This window comes from Pseudomonas sp. 11/12A, from assembly GCF_000800055.1.
GTDB lineage: Bacteria > Pseudomonadota > Gammaproteobacteria > Pseudomonadales > Pseudomonadaceae > Aquipseudomonas > Aquipseudomonas mohnii.
Genome location: NZ_JUGV01000001.1, coordinates 3,023,826 through 3,041,401, shown reverse-complemented (window position 1 = coordinate 3,041,401; position 17,576 = coordinate 3,023,826). Strand labels below are relative to the sequence as shown.

Genomic DNA, 17,576 nt, shown 5'->3' with positions numbered 1-17,576 from the left:
GGAATTTTATGAAGAGGATGCTGCAGGCCGCTGAAAGCTCAACGCCCGGTTTTTTTCCGGTTTTATCTGTGCGGTTATCGGACAAATGTGGGGGCGCATGGCAGGTGGTCAGTCACTGACGGATTGACCGTGCGGGTTGTCCGGGCATACTTGAAACTTTACTTCCCTGCCGCCTGTTGACCCTATGACTCCTAATAACAATAGCCGTCCTGCCGATGAGGAATTCCTCAAGCAGATGCTCGGCAGACAAAAGCGCTATATCGTTGACCGGGCCAGCCAGTTTGGCGCCAGCGGTCTGCCTTCGGCCGAGCAATTGGCTGAAACGGTGGCTTTCGCCCCCCAGGACGGAAGCATCTGGTTATGTGGCCAGCGGGTGATGCTGCTGCAGGGCTCTGCCTTCGGCGCCATTCGCCGCGAACTGATCGATGCGCTGGGGTTCGACAAGGCGCGCGGCCAGTTGACCCGCATTGGTTGGCAGGCTGGAGCACGCGACGCCGCCCAGGTCAGCGAACAATGGCCGGAAGGTGATCACGCCAGTCTGTACAGCGCCGGCCCACGACTGCACATGCTCGAAGGCATGGTCAATGTCGAGGTGGTGCGCTTCGAGATCGACTCGGGTATCGGGCACTTCTATTCTGAATTTCTCTGGCACAACTCGCTCGAAGACGACGAACACATTGCCGCCTACGGCCTGGGGGGCGAACCGGCGTGCTGGATGGAGATCGGTTATGCGAGTGGTTATGCGTCGTCACTGCTCGGTCGCCTGGTGGTGTTTCGCGAGCTGGAATGCCGTTCGATGGGGCATAAAGCCTGTCGCATCGTCGGCAAGCCGGCCGAACAGTGGGACGATATCGACGTTGACCTGGCGTATCTGGATCCGAGTGACTTTCTCAGTCGCAGCACTTACACCTCGGGCGTTGAGACCACCGTTGCCAAACTGGAAGAGCCTGTAGACGGCAAACCGTTGGTGGGCATTTCGGCTGCGTTTGTCGCGGCAAGCCAATTGCTGCAACGTGTCGCACCGACGCAGGCGACGGTGTTGTTGATCGGTGAGTCAGGCGTCGGAAAAGAGCTATTCGCCCGAACGCTGTACCAATCGAGTTCGCGGCAGCATATGCCGCTTGTGGCGCTCAACTGCGCGGCCCTGCCGGAGAATCTGGTGGAGGCCGAATTGTTCGGTGTCGAGCGGGGGGGCTTCACTGGCGCCGAGCGTTCGCGGCCCGGGCGTTTCGAGCGAGCCCATGGTGGGACGTTGTTCCTCGACGAAATTGCGACCTTGAGCCTCAGTGCGCAGAGCAAGATTTTGCGAGCCTTGCAGGAAGGTGAGATCGAGCGGGTCGGTGGTACGGCGCCGATCCGCGTGGACGTACGGATTATCGCGGCGACTAACCTGGATCTGCGTCGCGAGGTTGAGGCCGGGCGTTTTCGTGAAGACCTGTTCTACCGACTGAATGTTTTTCCCATTCATCTGCCACCGTTGCGGGAACGTCGCGAAGATATCCCGTTGCTGATGAGTTATTTTCTGCGCCATTTCAGCTTGCGCCATGGGCGTCAGCTGGCGGGTTTCAGCACGCGGCTGGTCAACGCGCTGCTCACTTATCCGTTTCCCGGCAATATTCGTGAGCTGCAGAACCTGATCGAACGCGGTGTGATTGCCGCCAGTGACGGTGAGGTGATCGACATGGTGCATCTGGCCGAGGCTGGAGCGCCGTTGATGGCGACGGCCATCGGCCTGACCCCTCAAGGGCGCTTGTCTGCCGTGCAGCAACGCGATGAGGCGGGTAATGAAGTGCCGGCACCCGCGCAATCCATCGAAGGAGAGGGCGGGGCAGAAGCGCTTCGCGAGCCCGTTCTGGAGAGTTTGCAGGCCTTCGTCTCCGGACGCCAACGGGTGTTGAATATGTCCCTGGAAGAAATCGAGCTGCGCCTGGTGCGCCTGGCGCTCGAGCGCTCGGGGGGGAACATCACCGCGGCGGCGCAAATGCTCGGCATGAGTCGCGCGCAGGTCAGCTATCGCCTCAAGGGAAGCTAGGGCCGAAACCGGCAAGCGGGCCATGCAACGCCCCCTGATCTGATGGTCATGGGGCGTTGTCATGGCTGGCGTCGGGTCAGGCTCAGAGCGGGATCGTGAACTTCAGCCAGTAGGTCTGGCCATCGGCACGGTTGCGTACGCCGGATTCATCTTGCCATTTGGCGCTGAGAAACCAGCCATCCTTGCTCGCGTATTGAACGGCCGGGCCGACGGAGAAGGAGCTGCCGCGGTTGCCGTCAGCGGCCTCGACAGCGGCTGCGGCGGCGCAATGAGCGGCGCTGCACTGGTCATCGCTCACTTGTTTGTAGGCGTGGCCACCGATGCCCAGTACCCAGCCATTGCCCAGGCCCCAACCAAGGGTGTAGTCGGCATGAAGCTCGCGGCCGGACTGGTAGTGGGTGTCCTGGTTTTCGAAGTTGTAATCGTACATCAGGCGCATATCAGCGTTGAAACCCGCCGGGTCCATGTAGGTCATCGCATATACCGCTTGTACGGTGTAGTAGTTAGTGCCGAGGTTGACCAAGTCGTTCTTGTCATACTCGCCGCCGGTAGGCACCACGAAGTCGACACCCATGGCGGTGTGGAACTTGTCGCTGTGGTGGAACCCGATCACCGGACCCAGGTGAGCGTCGCCCAGGCCGCGCTTGCGTTCGTGCGGGCCGTCCTTGATGTTCAGCCGTATGTCATTGAGCGGTAGCAGTGCGTGGAAGCCGAGGTTGCCACCGAATACTTGCTGCTCGGTGACCCAGACAAACCGTGGCACGAGCGTCGTGACGCGCAGGTCGATGTCGGCCACTTTGTCGCCCGCGTTATCGCGCAAGGTGTCAGCCATATAGTTGCCGACGAACAGCTGCCCGTAGGTACCCGGTGGCGGCAGAACCCCCATGCCGTAGATTTCGATACCCATTGGCCAAGAGGAGACACCGCCTTCGGTAGCCTGAACCAGTGATGTGCTGCCGGCCAGGAGCAGGCCAGCGCCGAAGGCAAGGGAAGTGCAGTGAGTGAGTGTTTGACGCATGAGAAGTCCAGCCTTTTTATTGTTGTGAACGATGCGGGATATGAATTCCCGCAAGGTCGCTTCTCAACTATCGTGCCAACTCAAATGATTAATTATTTCGTTTAAAATCAATGACTTGATAATTAATCGGGGCGATTGAAATCTCTTCTTCCGACGCTGTCGGCGGTTTTTGTTAAGAGAATTCGGCTGGCCGCGGAAAGTTCGAATGTTCAGGTCTCGCTGTCGCCATGCCTGGCAGCATGGCGGAAGGCATTCGGAGTCTGGCCACTGAGGCGGCGAAAAAAGCGCGAGAAGTAGGTGGGGTCGCTGAAGCCGAGATGATCGGACAGATGGCTGATACTCATGTTTGTATAAATCAAGCTTCGTTTGGCTTCCAGCATCACACGCTGGTGAATCATTTGCAGCGCCGTTTGCCCTGTCAGTTCCCGGCACAAGGTATTGAGATGCACATTGGAGAGCCCGATGCGATGAGCAAAGGTATCGACGCAAAGGTGCTCGCGGTAATGCTGCTCTATCAACTTGATGAAGTGGCCAAGCATGTGCTGATTGCGTTCGCCAAGGTTGCGTGGTGAGGTCTTCATTTGTCGTTGTCGACTGATCCAGACCATCAGTACGCTGACCAACGAGTGCAGTTGCAGGTCACGGGACGGCGCGCTGTTCAGGTATTCGTGGTGGAGTGCGGTGAACAGGGGCGTCAGATAGCGGCGCTCGCGTCCGACCGGGTAACAACCCGTTGAGGCTAAAACAGTCAGGGGGGCGCCCATTTGCGCCTCCAGCCGGGCGACCAGGGGAGCACTCAGGGTCAGGACGTAGCCTTCGATGTTTTCTGAGAAATGGAAGCCATGCACCGTCATGGGCGGGACGACCTGAATGGCCGCTTCCAGCACATCACTGCGCTTGCCCTCGATCTCGACCACGGCCTGACCGCGCTGGACATATAGCAGCTGAAACAGGTCGGCATGGCGGTGTGGCTTGATCTCCCAATGATGCAGGCTGCTACGTTTGGGAATGGACTCACAGTGCAGCAAGTCGGACGTTGGCCACGTCTGGCTTTCTCCGTACAACTTAAATACAGGGATGTTAGTGAGACCTGTTTTCATTGTTCAACCGACCTGCCGGGAGTTAATACGAGGAAGTAGTGCGTTAATCGATAATCGAACCGAATTACTAAAAGTGCAATTTCTCGTGGGTTTTATCCCCTGTTTTTCGAAAATTTGTCAGTAAAAATGCAAGGGAAGAATAAATCTAAAACATCCGGCCGCTGTTCCGCATCGGCTGGAGTGCTTACGAGAAGCCAAAATAATGAAAACTCAGATCGCTATCATCGGTGCTGGTCCTTCCGGTCTTCTGTTGGGCCAATTGCTGCACAAGGCCGGTATCGACAATGTCATTATCGAACGTCAAACGCCTGAATACATCCTCAACCGTATTCGTGCCGGGGTGCTGGAGCAAGGCACTGTCGACATGCTGCGCGAAGCCGGTGTCCACGAACGCATGGATGCCGAAGGCCTGGTCCACGACGGCGTTGAGTTGCTGGTTTCCGGCAAGCGCGTGCGTGTTGACCTGAAGGGGCTGACTGCCGGCAAGACGGTAATGGTCTATGGCCAGACCGAGGTGACCCGGGATTTGATGGACGCTCGCACCGCCAGTGGCGCTCCAGTCATCTACTCAGCCGCGAATGTGCAACCGCACGAAATGAAGGGCGAAAGTCCCTACGTCACCTACGAAAAGGATGGCCAGACTCATCGGATCGATTGCGACTACATTGCCGGTTGCGACGGATTCCACGGGGTTGCCCGACAGAGCATTCCCGCAGAGGTGCTCACCCACTACGAGCGCGTGTATCCATTCGGTTGGCTGGGACTGCTATCCGACACCCCGCCGGTCAACCACGAGTTGATCTATGCCCACCACGACCGTGGCTTTGTGTTGTGCAGTCAGCGCTCGCTGACCCGCAGCCGTTACTACCTGCAAGTACCGCTGACCGACAAGGTCGAGGAGTGGTCCGACGAACGCTTCTGGGATGAGCTCAAGGCACGTCTGCCACAGGACGTGGCGCAAAAGCTGGTGACCGGTCCTTCGCTGGAAAAGAGCATCGCGCCGTTGCGCAGCTACGTCGTCGAGCCGATGCAGTACGGCAAGTTGTTCCTGCTCGGCGACGCCGCCCATATCGTGCCGCCAACCGGTGCCAAGGGCTTGAACCTGGCCGCCTCGGACGTGTGCTACCTGTATCGCATCCTGGTCAAGGTCTACAAGGAAGGGCGTACGGACTTGTTGGAGAAATACTCCGAATTGGCACTGCGCCGTGTCTGGAAGGGGGAGCGTTTCAGCTGGTTCATGACCAACCTGCTGCACGACTTCGGCGATCACAAGGACGCGTGGGACCAGAAGATGCAGCAAGCCGACCGTGAATATTATTTCAACTCACACGCCGGTCTGGTCAACATCGCAGAGAACTACGTGGGCCTGCCCTACGAAGACATCGAGTAATCCACTTCTACCGCGCCCACCGTCAAGTGGTGGGCGTTAAATCATAAATAAGGAGGTGGAGATGGGCCTGTTCGACTGGAAACACTGGCTGGTGCTCTTGCTCGTAGTGGCGGTGCTGTTCGGTGGTAAACGCCTGAAGAGCCTGGGATCCGACTTGGGCGAGACGATCAAGGGTTTTCGCCGCTCGATGAGCAGCGACGACGAGGCGCAGCCTCAGGTTGCAACGTCGGCGCGGGTGCAGAGCGATACCGCACAAACTCCGCTGACACAAAGTGGACAGGCACCATTGGGCCATTAATCGCTTCTCGATTTACACCCTTCGTTTACCGAGGACCGCGTTCATGTTGTTCAAGCGTTCGATACGCACACAGGTGCTGACGTCGATAGGGGCCAGCCTGTTGTTGGTCATGCTATCGGTGCCGCTCTGTGTCTACTTTTTCACTAACGTCCTGTCTGAACCGACATGGTTCACGGGAGCCCTGGCACTTCTGGCCGTTGGTGGGCTGGCGTGGTTACTGGCTATGTGGTTGTTCAACCGTGTGTTATTCGCGCCACTGGGTCATTTGCTCGAATGCATTGAGCGGTTGGATAGAAGCCATGGCGCTGAACGGGCAAACAATGCCCGGATAGACCTGGCGGGTAGCCTGCAATGGGCCGCGGATACTTTGCGTGATGTGCGCCTGGAAACTTCCATGCGCCTGGAGCAAAGTACCCGCCAGCTGGATGCGGCCAGTGGCGAGCTGAATTCGATCGCAATCGAATTGGGTCAAGGCATACAAGACCAGAGTCTGCGCCTGGATCAGGTCGCTACTGCGATGGAAGAAATGGCCAGCACCGCGCAAGAAGTTGCAAGCCATGCCACGCGAGCTGCACGCGCCGCCGACGATGCCGAAAACGCTACCCAGCAAGGCGAAAAAGCCATGGTAGGCATGGTCAACGGCATCAACGACATCCGCGATGAAATCACCAACACGGCTAAAGTCATCCATCGCCTGGCAGATGACAGTGGGCGAATCGGTGAGGTGCTTGCGGTCATCCACAGCATTGCAGAACAGACCAACCTGCTGGCGCTGAACGCCGCCATTGAAGCTGCCAGGGCCGGCGAGCAGGGGCGAGGCTTTGCCGTCGTGGCCGATGAAGTACGCAACCTGGCACAACGTACTGCCCAGTCCACGGCTGAAATCAACACCATCATCGCCACCGTGCAAAAGGGCGCAGAAAGTGCGGTACAAGCCATCGAGAGTGGGAAGCGCAGCATCGAGAGCGGCATTGATCAGGTCCAGCTTGCCGGCAAGATTCTGGGCGGCGTAACCGACGCGGTGCAGACCATCTGTGATATGAACCAGCAGATCGCCGTTGCGGCCGAAGAACAGACGCTGGTCACCGAAGATATTTCACGCAACCTCAGCGAATTGGTGGTGATTTCTGCGAGCAATCAGGAAAACGTGCGACGCACTGAAAGTGCGGGTAAAAGCCTGCACCTGGTGGTCGGGGTACTCACCGAGCTGGAAAAATGAATATCTATGCTGCGCAGCCAGTCATCACGCTTAGACGTTGAATATCCCCAAGGCCAGTCACCTGCGGCAGCCGTGTTGATTGATCGTTCCCGATGTTGATGGCTTTGGTTTGGCCACTTTCGGCTGCTCAACATTGTTCGTGTCGATCGGATCTGTACCCACCTGCCGTGTTCGGCAGGTGGGTACATTGGGCGCACTCGCGCAGGCATCATTAGCCGATGCGAACAGGCGTGAGACTGTTTCTGTGTGAGCGACTGACTCATTACAGCTTTCTAATATTCAATTTCCCCCATATATCCAAAGCATTTCGCCAGGGGCTAGCCTGCCGATCGCCTTAAAATCAGGGCTTTGAGCTGACTGTGATCCTCAGGAACAGGCGCCTTGAGGAAATATTTCGTTTCTTTGCATTTACCTTATATACGTAAAAACATATATTCGTTAAATCGTATATGAGTTGAGATTTCGCAGTGACCCGCAAGCGCCGGCACCCTTCACGACATTCATGAGCGCATCAAGATATTCATCCTGGTGAAACCAAACGCTGAGCATCGATATGGCCGACCACCTGACACCGACCACTGTTTTCAAATGCCTGGCTGACGACACCCGTGTCCGCACCATGCTGCTCATTACCCGTGAAGGAGAGCTTTGTGTGTGCGAGCTGACCTGCGCGTTGAACGAAAGCCAGCCAAAAATCTCCAGGCACCTGGCGCAATTGCGTACGTGTGGCTTGTTGTCGGACCGTCGCCAAGGTCAATGGGTGTATTACCGCCTGCACCCGAACCTCCCTGACTGGGTTCATCAAGTGCTGACCACCGTGCTGGAAAGCAACAAGCATTGGCTGAGCCCTGATGCCAAACGCCTTGATGAAATGGGTGATCGTCCTGAACGTGCAGCCGTGTGCTGTGCAAGCAAAATCGCCTGATTGCGCCTTCGAATACGAGATCGCTCGATGAAAATCCTGTTCCTCTGCGTTTGCCACGGTGATTGGCCCATTGGTGGAAGTGCCGGTACTGATATCCCTGGTCGGTGTGGCCCTTTGGCTGAAACGCCGCTGGTTCGATGAATCCAAGAGCGCCATTGCGCAGGACAAAGACTATGTTTGATGACCAAATCCCCCAACTCGATACCGAACTGGTTGATTTCCCATCGACTGACAAGCTGGGTATCGAGAAGACCTCCACCCATAAGCCGCGCATTTTGCTGCTCTACGGATCGACCCGTGAGCGCTCCTTCAGTCGCTTGTTGGTCGAGGAGGCCGCTCGACTGCTGGAGCACTTCGGCGCCGAGGCGCGGATTTTCAATCCGTCCGGTTTGCCGCTGCCCGATGACGCACCGGATGATCACCCACGTGTGAAGGAGCTGCGCGAGCTGATGCTGTGGTCCGAGGGGCAGGTTTGGTGCTCTCCAGAACGCCACGGTTCCATGAGCGCGGTTTTCAAGGCGCAGATCGACTGGGTGCCACTGGCGATGGGCGCGGTACGCCCGACCCAGGGCAAAACCCTCGCCGTCATGCAGGTGTGCGGTGGCTCGCAGTCGTTCAACGTGGTCAATCAGCTGCGAGTGCTGGGACGTTGGATGCGCATGTTCACCATCCCTAACCAATCCTCCGTGCCGAAGGCCTATATGGAATTCGACGATAACGGCCGGATGAAACCTTCTCCGTTCTACGACCGTGTCGTTGATGTGATGGAAGAGTTGGTGAAATTCACGCTGCTGCTTCGCGACCGTCAGGACTATCTGGTTGATCGTTATTCCGAGCGCAAGGAGTCGGCGGAAGAACTCATGAAACGTGTTAATCAGCGCTCCATCTGAGGCTTTTTCGCCGTGCCACAACACCCATATTCCGTACTGCCCCGTGCCCAGGGAAGACGGGCGCCCTTACCGGTTTGGTCGTTGCGTCCACAAGCGATTCAGCATCCTGCCCCTATTGAAAACATCGCCCGGTTCGACACCCGGTCGAACGCCCACTGACAACAGACACAGAGCACCACAACATGACGATCAAAGTTGGCATCAATGGTTTCGGTCGGATCGGTCGTCTCGCGCTGCGAGCCGCCTGGAGCTGGCCAGAGTTTGAATTCGTGCAGATCAACGACCCAGCGGGTGACGCGGCGACTCATGCGCACCTGCTTAATTTCGACTCGGTACATGGTCGTTGGCATTACCAGGCTGATTCCGAGGGCGACAGCATCGTCATCGACGGCAAACGAATCAAGGTATCGGCCAATAAGGCGATTGCCGACACCGATTGGTCGGGCTGTGATCTGGTGATCGAAGCCAGCGGCAAAATGAAGACGGTTGCGGTGCTCCAGGCTTACCTGGACCAAGGCGTGAAGCGAGTGGTGGTCAGTGCGCCAGTGAAAGAGAAGGGCGCGTTGAACATTGTCATGGGCGTCAACCATCAGCTATTCAAACCGGCGGAACATCGCATCGTCACCGCCGCTTCATGCACGACCAACTGCCTGGCGCCGGTGGTGAAAGTCATCCACGAGAAACTGGGCATTCGCCACGGTTCGATCACCACCATCCACGACCTGACCAACACCCAGAGCATTCTCGATCAGCCGCACAAGGACCTGCGCCGAGCGCGTGCCTCGGGGATGAGTTTGATTCCGACCAGCACCGGCTCGGCCACCGCCATTGCCGAAATTTTCCCGGAGCTGCGTGGGCGCCTGAATGGCCATGCCGTACGCGTGCCATTGGCCAACGCTTCGCTGACGGACTGTGTCTTTGAAGTCGAGAGAGCCACCACGGTCGAAGAGGTGAACCAACTGCTCAAGGACGCTTCCGAGAACGAGCTCAAAGACATCCTCGGCTTCGAGGAGCGTCCACTGGTGTCCATCGACTACCGTACCGACCCGCGCTCATCGATCATCGATGCGCTGTCGACCATGGTCATCAATGGCACCCAGGTCAAACTCTATGCCTGGTACGACAATGAATGGGGCTATGCCAATCGCACCGTCGAACTGGCCAGAATGGTTGGTCTGGCAGTCTGAGGAGCGGTCATGAAAGCGTTGTCAGCCCTCGCTCCGCCGGTGCGGCAGTACTTGCTGGTCACGGGCAATTACTGGGCCTTCACCCTCACCGACGGCGCCTTGCGCATGTTGGTGGTGCTGCACTTCCACGCGTTGGGCTACAGCCCCCTTCAAATCGCGGCGCTGTTTTTGTTCTACGAGCTGTTTGGCGTGATCACCAACCTAGTGGGGGGCTACCTCGGCGCCCGGTTGGGACTGAACCGGACCATGAACATCGGGCTGGGCCTTCAGGTCGCGGCGCTGCTGATGCTGACGGTGCCTGGCGCCTGGCTGACCATCCCGTGGGTGATGGGGGCTCAGGCGCTGTCGGGGATTGCCAAAGACCTGAACAAGATGAGCGCCAAAAGCTCCATCAAGCTTCTGGTTCCGGAGGGGCAGCAGGGCAAGCTCTACCAGTGGGTGGCGATCCTCACCGGCTCGAAGAACGCACTCAAGGGCGTCGGCTTCTTTCTGGGCGGGGCCTTGCTGGCATCGATCGGCTTCAAAGGTGCCTTGCTGGCGATGGCGGGTGTCCTGGCGCTGATCTGGATCAGCAGTCTGATCCTGTTGAGGAAGGACCTGGGCAAGGCCAAAGCCAAGCCCAGGTTTCGCGACATCCTGTCCAAGAGCCGGGCAATCAACATCCTCTCGGCGGCGCGGATGTTCCTGTTCGGCGCCCGCGATGTCTGGTTCGTGGTGGCCTTGCCGGTGTACCTGAGCAGCGTGTTCGGCTGGGACTTCTGGGCGGTCGGGGGCTTCCTGGCGGCCTGGGTGATTGGCTACGGCATCGTCCAGTCCTTTGCACCCGCCATCACCGGCAAGACACGTGGGCACGTACCCGATGGCCGTGCGGCGTTTCTGTGGGCGCTGGCGCTGGCGGGCCTGCCTGCGGCCATTGCTCTGGGGCTCAATACCGGGCTGTCGCAACAGGGGGTGTTGCTCGGTGGATTGATGGTCTTTGGTGCGCTGTTCGCGGTGAACTCTTCGCTGCACAGCTACCTGATCGTGTCATACGCCAAGGAAGACGGCGTGTCGCTGGATGTGGGGTTTTACTACATGTCCAACGCCATGGGACGGTTGGCAGGCACGGTGCTCTCCGGCTGGGTTTATCAGGTGTATGGGATGGGTGCGTGCTTGTGGATATCGAGCGCATTCGTGTTGCTCGCAGCACTGATCTCCATAGGGTTACCGAGGCATGCCGAGGCGATGTAAAGGTCAGCTCCGTGACGCTATGACGAATGATGTCGCCGGCGTCGGGACCGCCGGAACCTGTACCGATTACAAATAAATCAAAGTCGTAAGTTATTTCGTTTCCCTGCAAGGACCGCACAGCGCGTGTGCGTTAAAAGTGGCAATGGCTTCTGTGTTCAGTCCAGGCCGTGCCCCTGGGGTTGTCGTCATCTGCTGTCGACTGACCGATAGCGTCCAGGAGCGAATACAATGCAGCGCATAAGCAGAGCCTATCGAAGGGGAACCCACATGCTGCTACGACATTTGCGCTATTTACTGGCCGTCGCGGATAACGGTGGCTTTACCCGCGCCGCCGAGGCGTTGCATGTTTCCCAACCGACCTTGTCCCAACAGATCCGGCAACTGGAAGAGTCGCTCGGCGTTGTGCTGTTCGACCGAACATCACGGTCCGTGAAACCGACCGACGCGGGGCAGGCCTACATCGAATGCGCGCGTCGCGTGCTGGTGGAGTTGGCAGCTGGCAAGCGCGCACTGCACGATGTGAAGGACTTGTCCCGGGGCACCTTGCGCCTGGCCATGACACCGACGTTCATGGCGTATCTCGTCGGGCCACTGGTACGCGACTACAAAAACCGCTATCCCAACATCCATCTGGAAATCTTTGAATTGTCGATGGACGATATCGAAACCGGGTTGGCGGAGGATTCGCTGGATATCGCGATCGCATTTGACCAAGTGAGAAACGCGGACATCGAATCGATTCCGGCTTTTATTGAAACCCTGGGGCTGATGGTCGGGCGCGATCACCCGCTGTACGACTGCAAGACGCCATTGACGGCCCAGCAGGTTGCTCAACTGGAGTTTGCCCTGTTGACGCCGGACTTCGTCACTCGCGTCTGTATCGATGAGTACTTTGCAAGCGCGCGGATCACGCCGAAGGTGGCGATCGAGGTCAACTCGGTCAACACACTGCTGGAAGTCATCCGGCACACGGCGATCGCCACCATTCTTCCCGAGCCGATCGCTACCCAGGACCGCGCCCTGCGCAAGCTCGCGTTGATGGACAACGGACCTCGACGCGGAGCGGCGTTACTGCGGCGCAAAAACAACTACCACAGCGCAGCATCCGTCGCCTTCATGGAATTGGTGTCAGGAGCCACGGTGGGCGATTAGAGCCGTGCACAGCGATCATTACGATGGGTGAACTCGGCCTGCCAACGCACGGTTGATCACCGTATCTGGCGCCGGTTATGACGCCGAAGACGCCATCAAACGCTCCCATGGCTTGCTTGAAGTCATGGAGGACGAGCTGGGCCAACGTCCATTCCTGGCCGGTGACAAGCCGACGGTCGCCGACATTGCCGCCTACACCCACGTGGTTTTTCCCTGGATTGCGTCCTGTCAAACCGGCCAGCCCGACGGCGCGTGCGAAAATCGATGCAGCCGACAATACTGGCAGATCGAGTCTGCACGCATCGGCAGCCAGATACCGCGCTGTACTTTCATTGGAGAGAGAGTCGTCTATGGATCGCTTTCAAGAAATGCAGATTTTCATGGCGGTCGCCGAGGAGGAAGGATTTGCCGCCGCCGCCCGGCGCCTGAATATCTCTCCTCCCAGCGTCACCCGTGCCATCGCCGCGATGGAAGAGCGAATCGGCACACTCCTTCTCTCTCGAACGACCCGCAGCCTGCACCTCACCGAAGCGGGGCAACGCTATCTGGAAGATTGCCGGCGAATCCTGAGTGAGGTCGAGGAAGCGGAGGAGGCCGCCGCCGGCAGTTATTCGATACCCTGCGGGAATTTGACAGTCACGGCGTCGGTGCTGTTTGGCGAGTTATACATCGCGCCACTGCTGGCCCGTTATCTGGACCAGTTTCCCTCGGTGCATCTCAACGCCTTGCTGGTTGACCGTGTCGTGAACATGGTCGATGAAGGCATCGACGTAGCCATTCGCATTGGCCATTTGCACGAGAACAATCAGCACGCCATCAAGGTCGGTGAGGTGCGGCAGGTCATATGCGCGGCGCCGGCGTACTTTGAACGATACGGCAGGCCGCTTCACCCCGCAGAGTTGAGATCGGCCAATATTGTGATGTCTTCGGCCAGCCATCTGCTCAGTGATTGGCAATTTGAGAGCGACGGCAACCCCTTGAGCTTTCGCTTTGACCCGCGGCTTGTGGTCACTGCGAATCAGGCGGCGATCAATGTGGCTTGCCTGGGGTGGGGAATCACCCGGGTATTGTCCTATCAAGTGGCCAGCCAGGTTGCCGCAGGTGAACTGGAGGTGGTGCTTGAGGCGTTTGAACCGCCTGCGTTGCCGATCCAGGTGGTGTACCTGAAAAACAATCGCGTGCCCGCAAAGGTTCGTACCTTCGTGGATTTCCTGGCCGAACGACTGGGGAACGACCCGGCGCTCAGACCTGTCGGCAAGCGTGCGTAATGATGGACCGTTACCATGAAATGATCGTGTTCGAGGCGCTCTCGGAGCATCCCAGCCTTGCCGCGGCGGCACGTCGTCTCAGCGTTTCCGGCCCGACGGTCGTGCGCGCCATCGCCCGGTTGGAGGCGCGCCTGGGTGTGCCGCTGTTAGTGCGCAGTACCCGAGGGGTGACATTGACTGAAGCGGGTACGGCATTCATGGCCGATTGTTCCCGCATCCTCAAGGCGGTTGATGAGGCCGAGGCCTCGGCCAAAGGTTCGCACGTTCAAGCGCAGGGCAACCTGACGGTGCTGCTGCCGCTGCTGTTCGGCCGTTATGTCATGACCCCCTTGCTGACGGGTTACATGGAGGCGTATCCCGAAGTCAAAGTGTTCGCCCATTACCATGATCGCTTTCCGAACATGAATGAAGAGGGGCTGGACGTCGCGGTGTTGGTCGGGCATTTGCCGAGTTCGTCATTGATCGCTCGGCAGGTTGGCCATGTGCGCTCCATCGTTTGCGGCAGTCCTGCCTACCTTGCCACTCACGGTGAACCCGATGTACCGCAAGACCTCAAGCGTCATCGACTGATCGCCACGAAGGCCTACAGGGACAAGGTCCAATGGGACTTTCAGGCGCAGGGCGAGCCCAACAACATCAAGGCCCGGTCGCGGGTCAGTTGTGCCACGGTACAGGCGGCCATCGATGCGGCGGCCCATGGTGCCGGTCTGACGCGTTGTTTGAGCTATCCGTTGTTCGACTATTTGAACAGCGGACGATTGAAACGGGTCTTGCAACCTTTTGAACTGCCGGCCTTGCCGGTGCATGTGGTGTATCGCGAAAGGCGCAGGGCCTCGATGCGGGTGCGCAGTTTTGTCGATTACATCGTCGACGGGCTCCGTGAGCATCCAGCCCTGCGGCCGGATGCTCTTTGAGCGATTTCAGCGTGACCTGGCGGTCGATCCCGCCATTTCAGCAGGCGAAACAGTGGATTGCTTTTTTTGGTCGTTCTCTCCATGGCGGTTATGGCAGAGCATGAGCACTCACTGTTAAACCCCTCCATGCAGCAGAGGCTCGGATCCGATGAAACGCGTGCTCATGTTACTGGCCAACGGCGTAGAGCCACTGGAAATGGCGGCTTTCACCGATGTGCTTGGCTGGGCCAATCTGCTCGGGGACCAACCCGTTGAATTGGTCAACGCCGGCCTTCGCGCAAAAATCGTGACCACCTTTGGTCTGACGCTCATCCCCGGTTTTTTATTGAGCGACCTGGACGTGAGTGGCTTCGATGCCCTGGCATTGCCGGGTGGTTTCGAACCGGCAGGCTTTTATGAGGAAGCGTTGAGCGAACCCTTCCTGTCGACCATCCGTCACTTCGTCGAAACCGGAAAACCCGTGGCCAGTGTGTGCGTGTCATCGATATGCCTGGGTGTGGCTGGCGTATTGCGTGACAGGAGTGCGACGACCTACCACCAGGAGGGCGGCAAACGGAAAAACCAACTGGTGGAAACCGGGGCCCGCTTCGTCGATCGGCCTGTCGTGGTCGATGACCACATCATCACCTCAAGCGGGCCGGGCACTGCCACCGAAGTGGCGTTCGTGCTGCTGGAGCAAATAACCAGCGTCGAAAATGCCGCGTTCATCCGTCAAAAAATGCGCTTTGCCACACCCGGCCGTGATTGGTACGAGGCGCCGCAAGTGCCGTAGAACCCATGCAGACCATCGCTCGTTTTTTGCGCGCGAGATGCACCTGTTTACGAATGGAAAAACGTAGAGGTGATCATGAGTCAGACAGACGGGCCGGGGGCATCGCCCTGGCATGCAGGCGAGTTGCACTTACAGGAAAGCGTTGGCGTCGCCCAGGTGATGGAGGCAAACGGACGCAGGGTCATACGCGATTACATGCCCGACCAGCACCGCTTGTTTTATAGCCAGTTACCTTATCTGGTACTGGGCGCCGTCGATGAGCAAGGCATACCTTGGGCCACCCTGATCGAAGGCCCTCCAGGCTTTGCCCATTCCCCGGATCCACGGGTGCTGCAACTCGATCGCCTGCCGGCGGACAGTGATCCAGTCAAACCGGCACTGCGAACGGGCGCCGCCGTAGGGTTACTCGGCATCGACCTGAAGACACGAAGGCGCAATCGCATGAACGGCAACATCAGCACCGCCTCTTCTGGCGGTTGTTGCGTTTCTGTGGTGCACAGTTTCGGCAATTGCCCGCAATACATCCAGTTGCGCCAGGTCGATCCGGTGAGCCTTGGACACTGCTCGTCGAGCGCCCGGGCAGAGTGTTTCAATGAGCTCGATGAAGCTGCCCGGAAAACGATCGGCAAGGCGGATACGTTCTTTGTGGCCAGCTACGTGGACCTGGACGGCGATGTCACCCAACGCTCGGTGGATGTCTCGCACCGGGGAGGCAATCCGGGTTTCGTCAGGATTGAAGGCAATGTGCTGACCATTCCTGATTTCGCCGGCAATCTGCACTTCAACACCTTGGGCAATTTTTTGCTCAACCCGCGAGCCGGGCTGCTGTTCGTCGATTTTGAAACAGGCGATATGCTGCAAGTTGCCGGGCGTACCGAAGTCATTCTTGAGGCCCCGGAAATCGCCGCGTTCCAGGGGGCCGAGCGGCTATGGACGCTGACCGTGGAGCATGTCGTGCGGCGAGCCGCTGTGTTGGCTGTGCGTTGGCGCTTCGAAGGGTTTTCGCCCAATAGCCTGATGACCGGCAGTTGGGAGCAAGCCGCAGGCCGTTTGCAGGCCGACGCCTTGCGCGATCAATGGCGACAATTGCGGGTGACCCGCATCGTTGATGAAAGCAGCACGATTCGTTCGTTTTACTTTGAACCTGACGACGGCGCCGGCTTGCCGCGCTTCGAGGCGGGTCAACATCTGCCCGTGCGCATTGGCGTGGCCGAGGGTGAAGCGCCGCTGGTCAGGACCTACAGCCTGTCGAGCGCACCTTCCGATAGTTTTTTCCGCATCAGCGTCAAGCGTGACGGACGGGTTTCGTCGCACTTGCATGAGCGGATTCAGGTCGGGGACCTGATCGAAGCCCGTGCTCCTCAGGGCCGCTTCACGGTGCAGGCGGACGAGCATCGTCCGCTGGTGCTGTTGGCCGCAGGCGTGGGCGTGACCCCCATGCTGTCGATGCTGCGCGAGGTGATCTATCAAGGGGAACGCATACGTCGCACTCGCCCGACCTGGTTCATTCAAAGTGCGCGGAGCCTGGCCGACTTGGGCTTTCGCGACGAGTTGTATGAACTGGCCACCCGCGCCAAAGATAAAATTCATGCGTTGCGTCTGCTCAGTCAGCCGGAGACCCATGCCCGCGTCGGTGAGGACTTTGAAGTGGCGGGGCGTGTCGATGTCGAACTGCTCAAAGCGTTGCTGCCCCTGGATGATTACGACTTTTACCTGTGTGGTCCCGGGGCGTTTACCCAGGCGTTGTATGACGGCCTGCGCGCGTTGCGCATTGGTGATGATCGTATTCACGCCGAGACTTTCGGACCTTCGACCTTGATTCGCCAGCGGGATCAACTGACCCCGGCGGTCGAGCAAATACCGGCGGCGAGCCATCCGGTCAAAGTGCTGTTTACCGCTTCAGCCAAGGAAGCGCGTTGGGAGCCAGGCGGCGGGAGTTTGCTGGAGCTGGCGGAAAGCCGTGGCCTGAACCCGGACTTCAGTTGCCGGGGTGGCTCCTGCGGTACCTGCCGCACCAGACTGATCAGCGGGCACGTACATTATCTGAACCTGCCGGCTGAAATGCCGGCCGAAGGGGACGTGCTGATTTGCTGCGCAGTGCCGGCGCAAACCAGGGAAGGCGATGCCCCCCTGGTGCTGGATTTGTGAGGCTTGTGCCATCGGCCGTTCATCCTTCAAGCC

Annotated in this window: 15 protein-coding genes and 2 pseudogenes; 15 read left to right on the top strand and 2 right to left on the bottom strand. The window is 58.6% G+C overall.

From position 1 onward, the window contains the following. Positions 1–184 precede the first annotated feature (184 nt). On the top strand, positions 185–2,032 hold the full coding sequence (locus GQ39_RS13970; RefSeq protein WP_047530804.1) for a sigma-54-dependent Fis family transcriptional regulator: 1,848 nt from the start codon (positions 185–187) through the stop codon (positions 2,030–2,032). An 82-nt stretch (positions 2,033–2,114) separates the two neighbouring features. Here GQ39_RS13970 and GQ39_RS13965 read toward each other — a convergent pair whose 3' ends face one another. Further along, the gene (locus GQ39_RS13965) at positions 2,115–3,050 is read right to left on the bottom strand and encodes a SphA family protein (protein ID WP_047530802.1); all 936 of its coding nucleotides are present in this window, start codon (positions 3,048–3,050) and stop codon (positions 2,115–2,117) included. A gap of 209 nt (positions 3,051–3,259) precedes the next feature. Next, complete coding sequence (locus tag GQ39_RS13960; protein ID WP_047530800.1) at positions 3,260–4,150, bottom strand: helix-turn-helix domain-containing protein; 891 nt, start codon at positions 4,148–4,150, stop codon at positions 3,260–3,262. 202 nt (positions 4,151–4,352) lie between these two features. Here GQ39_RS13960 and pobA point away from each other — a divergent pair, with 202 nt between their 5' ends. From pobA to GQ39_RS13900, 14 genes and pseudogenes are all read left to right on the top strand, one after another. Further along, the gene (gene pobA, locus GQ39_RS13955; protein ID WP_047530798.1) at positions 4,353–5,540 is read left to right on the top strand and encodes a 4-hydroxybenzoate 3-monooxygenase; all 1,188 of its coding nucleotides are present in this window, start codon (positions 4,353–4,355) and stop codon (positions 5,538–5,540) included. A gap of 61 nt (positions 5,541–5,601) precedes the next feature. Beyond that, positions 5,602–5,838: a twin-arginine translocase TatA/TatE family subunit gene (tatA, locus tag GQ39_RS13950; protein WP_047530796.1), complete on the top strand. Its 237-nt coding sequence runs from the start codon at positions 5,602–5,604 to the stop codon at positions 5,836–5,838. A gap of 43 nt (positions 5,839–5,881) precedes the next feature. Next, complete coding sequence (locus GQ39_RS13945) at positions 5,882–7,057, top strand: methyl-accepting chemotaxis protein (RefSeq protein ID WP_052193583.1); 1,176 nt, start codon at positions 5,882–5,884, stop codon at positions 7,055–7,057. Between the two features lie 553 nt (positions 7,058–7,610). Continuing rightward, complete coding sequence (locus GQ39_RS13940) at positions 7,611–7,982, top strand: metalloregulator ArsR/SmtB family transcription factor (RefSeq protein ID WP_047530794.1); 372 nt, start codon at positions 7,611–7,613, stop codon at positions 7,980–7,982. Positions 7,983–8,028: 46 nt separating this feature from the next. Further along, a pseudogene (locus GQ39_RS33340) lies at positions 8,029–8,163 on the top strand (arsenical-resistance protein); the annotation flags it as partial. After that, the gene (arsH, locus tag GQ39_RS13935) at positions 8,156–8,872 is read left to right on the top strand and encodes an arsenical resistance protein ArsH (protein WP_047530792.1); all 717 of its coding nucleotides are present in this window, start codon (positions 8,156–8,158) and stop codon (positions 8,870–8,872) included. The pseudogene GQ39_RS33340 and the gene arsH, both read left to right, overlap by 8 nt. Positions 8,873–9,054: 182 nt before the next feature. Beyond that, positions 9,055–10,059 (top strand): ArsJ-associated glyceraldehyde-3-phosphate dehydrogenase, encoded by a 1,005-nt coding sequence (locus tag GQ39_RS13930; protein WP_047530790.1) that lies wholly within the window; start codon positions 9,055–9,057, stop codon positions 10,057–10,059. Between the two features lie 9 nt (positions 10,060–10,068). Continuing rightward, entirely contained in the window at positions 10,069–11,289 is a 1,221-nt protein-coding gene (arsJ, locus tag GQ39_RS13925; RefSeq protein ID WP_047530788.1) for an organoarsenical effux MFS transporter ArsJ, read from the top strand. Positions 11,290–11,556: 267 nt separating this feature from the next. Further along, positions 11,557–12,441, top strand: a complete 885-nt coding sequence (gene cynR, locus GQ39_RS13920) for a transcriptional regulator CynR (RefSeq protein WP_047530787.1) — start codon at positions 11,557–11,559, stop codon at positions 12,439–12,441. Positions 12,442–12,493: 52 nt separating this feature from the next. Continuing rightward, positions 12,494–12,637 (top strand): annotated as a pseudogene (locus GQ39_RS31500) (glutathione S-transferase C-terminal domain-containing protein); the annotation flags it as partial. Between the two features lie 154 nt (positions 12,638–12,791). Further along, the gene (locus tag GQ39_RS13915) at positions 12,792–13,709 is read left to right on the top strand and encodes a LysR family transcriptional regulator (RefSeq protein WP_047530785.1); all 918 of its coding nucleotides are present in this window, start codon (positions 12,792–12,794) and stop codon (positions 13,707–13,709) included. Positions 13,710–13,711: 2 nt separating this feature from the next. Further along, on the top strand, positions 13,712–14,623 hold the full coding sequence (locus GQ39_RS13910) for a LysR family transcriptional regulator (RefSeq protein ID WP_047538866.1): 912 nt from the start codon (positions 13,712–13,714) through the stop codon (positions 14,621–14,623). Between the two features lie 148 nt (positions 14,624–14,771). Further along, positions 14,772–15,395: a DJ-1/PfpI family protein gene (locus GQ39_RS13905; RefSeq protein ID WP_047530783.1), complete on the top strand. Its 624-nt coding sequence runs from the start codon at positions 14,772–14,774 to the stop codon at positions 15,393–15,395. A gap of 75 nt (positions 15,396–15,470) precedes the next feature. Then, a complete protein-coding gene (locus tag GQ39_RS13900; RefSeq protein ID WP_047530780.1) occupies positions 15,471–17,543 on the top strand; it encodes a 2Fe-2S iron-sulfur cluster-binding protein in 2,073 nt (690 codons plus the stop codon). Positions 17,544–17,576: the final 33 nt, after the last annotated feature.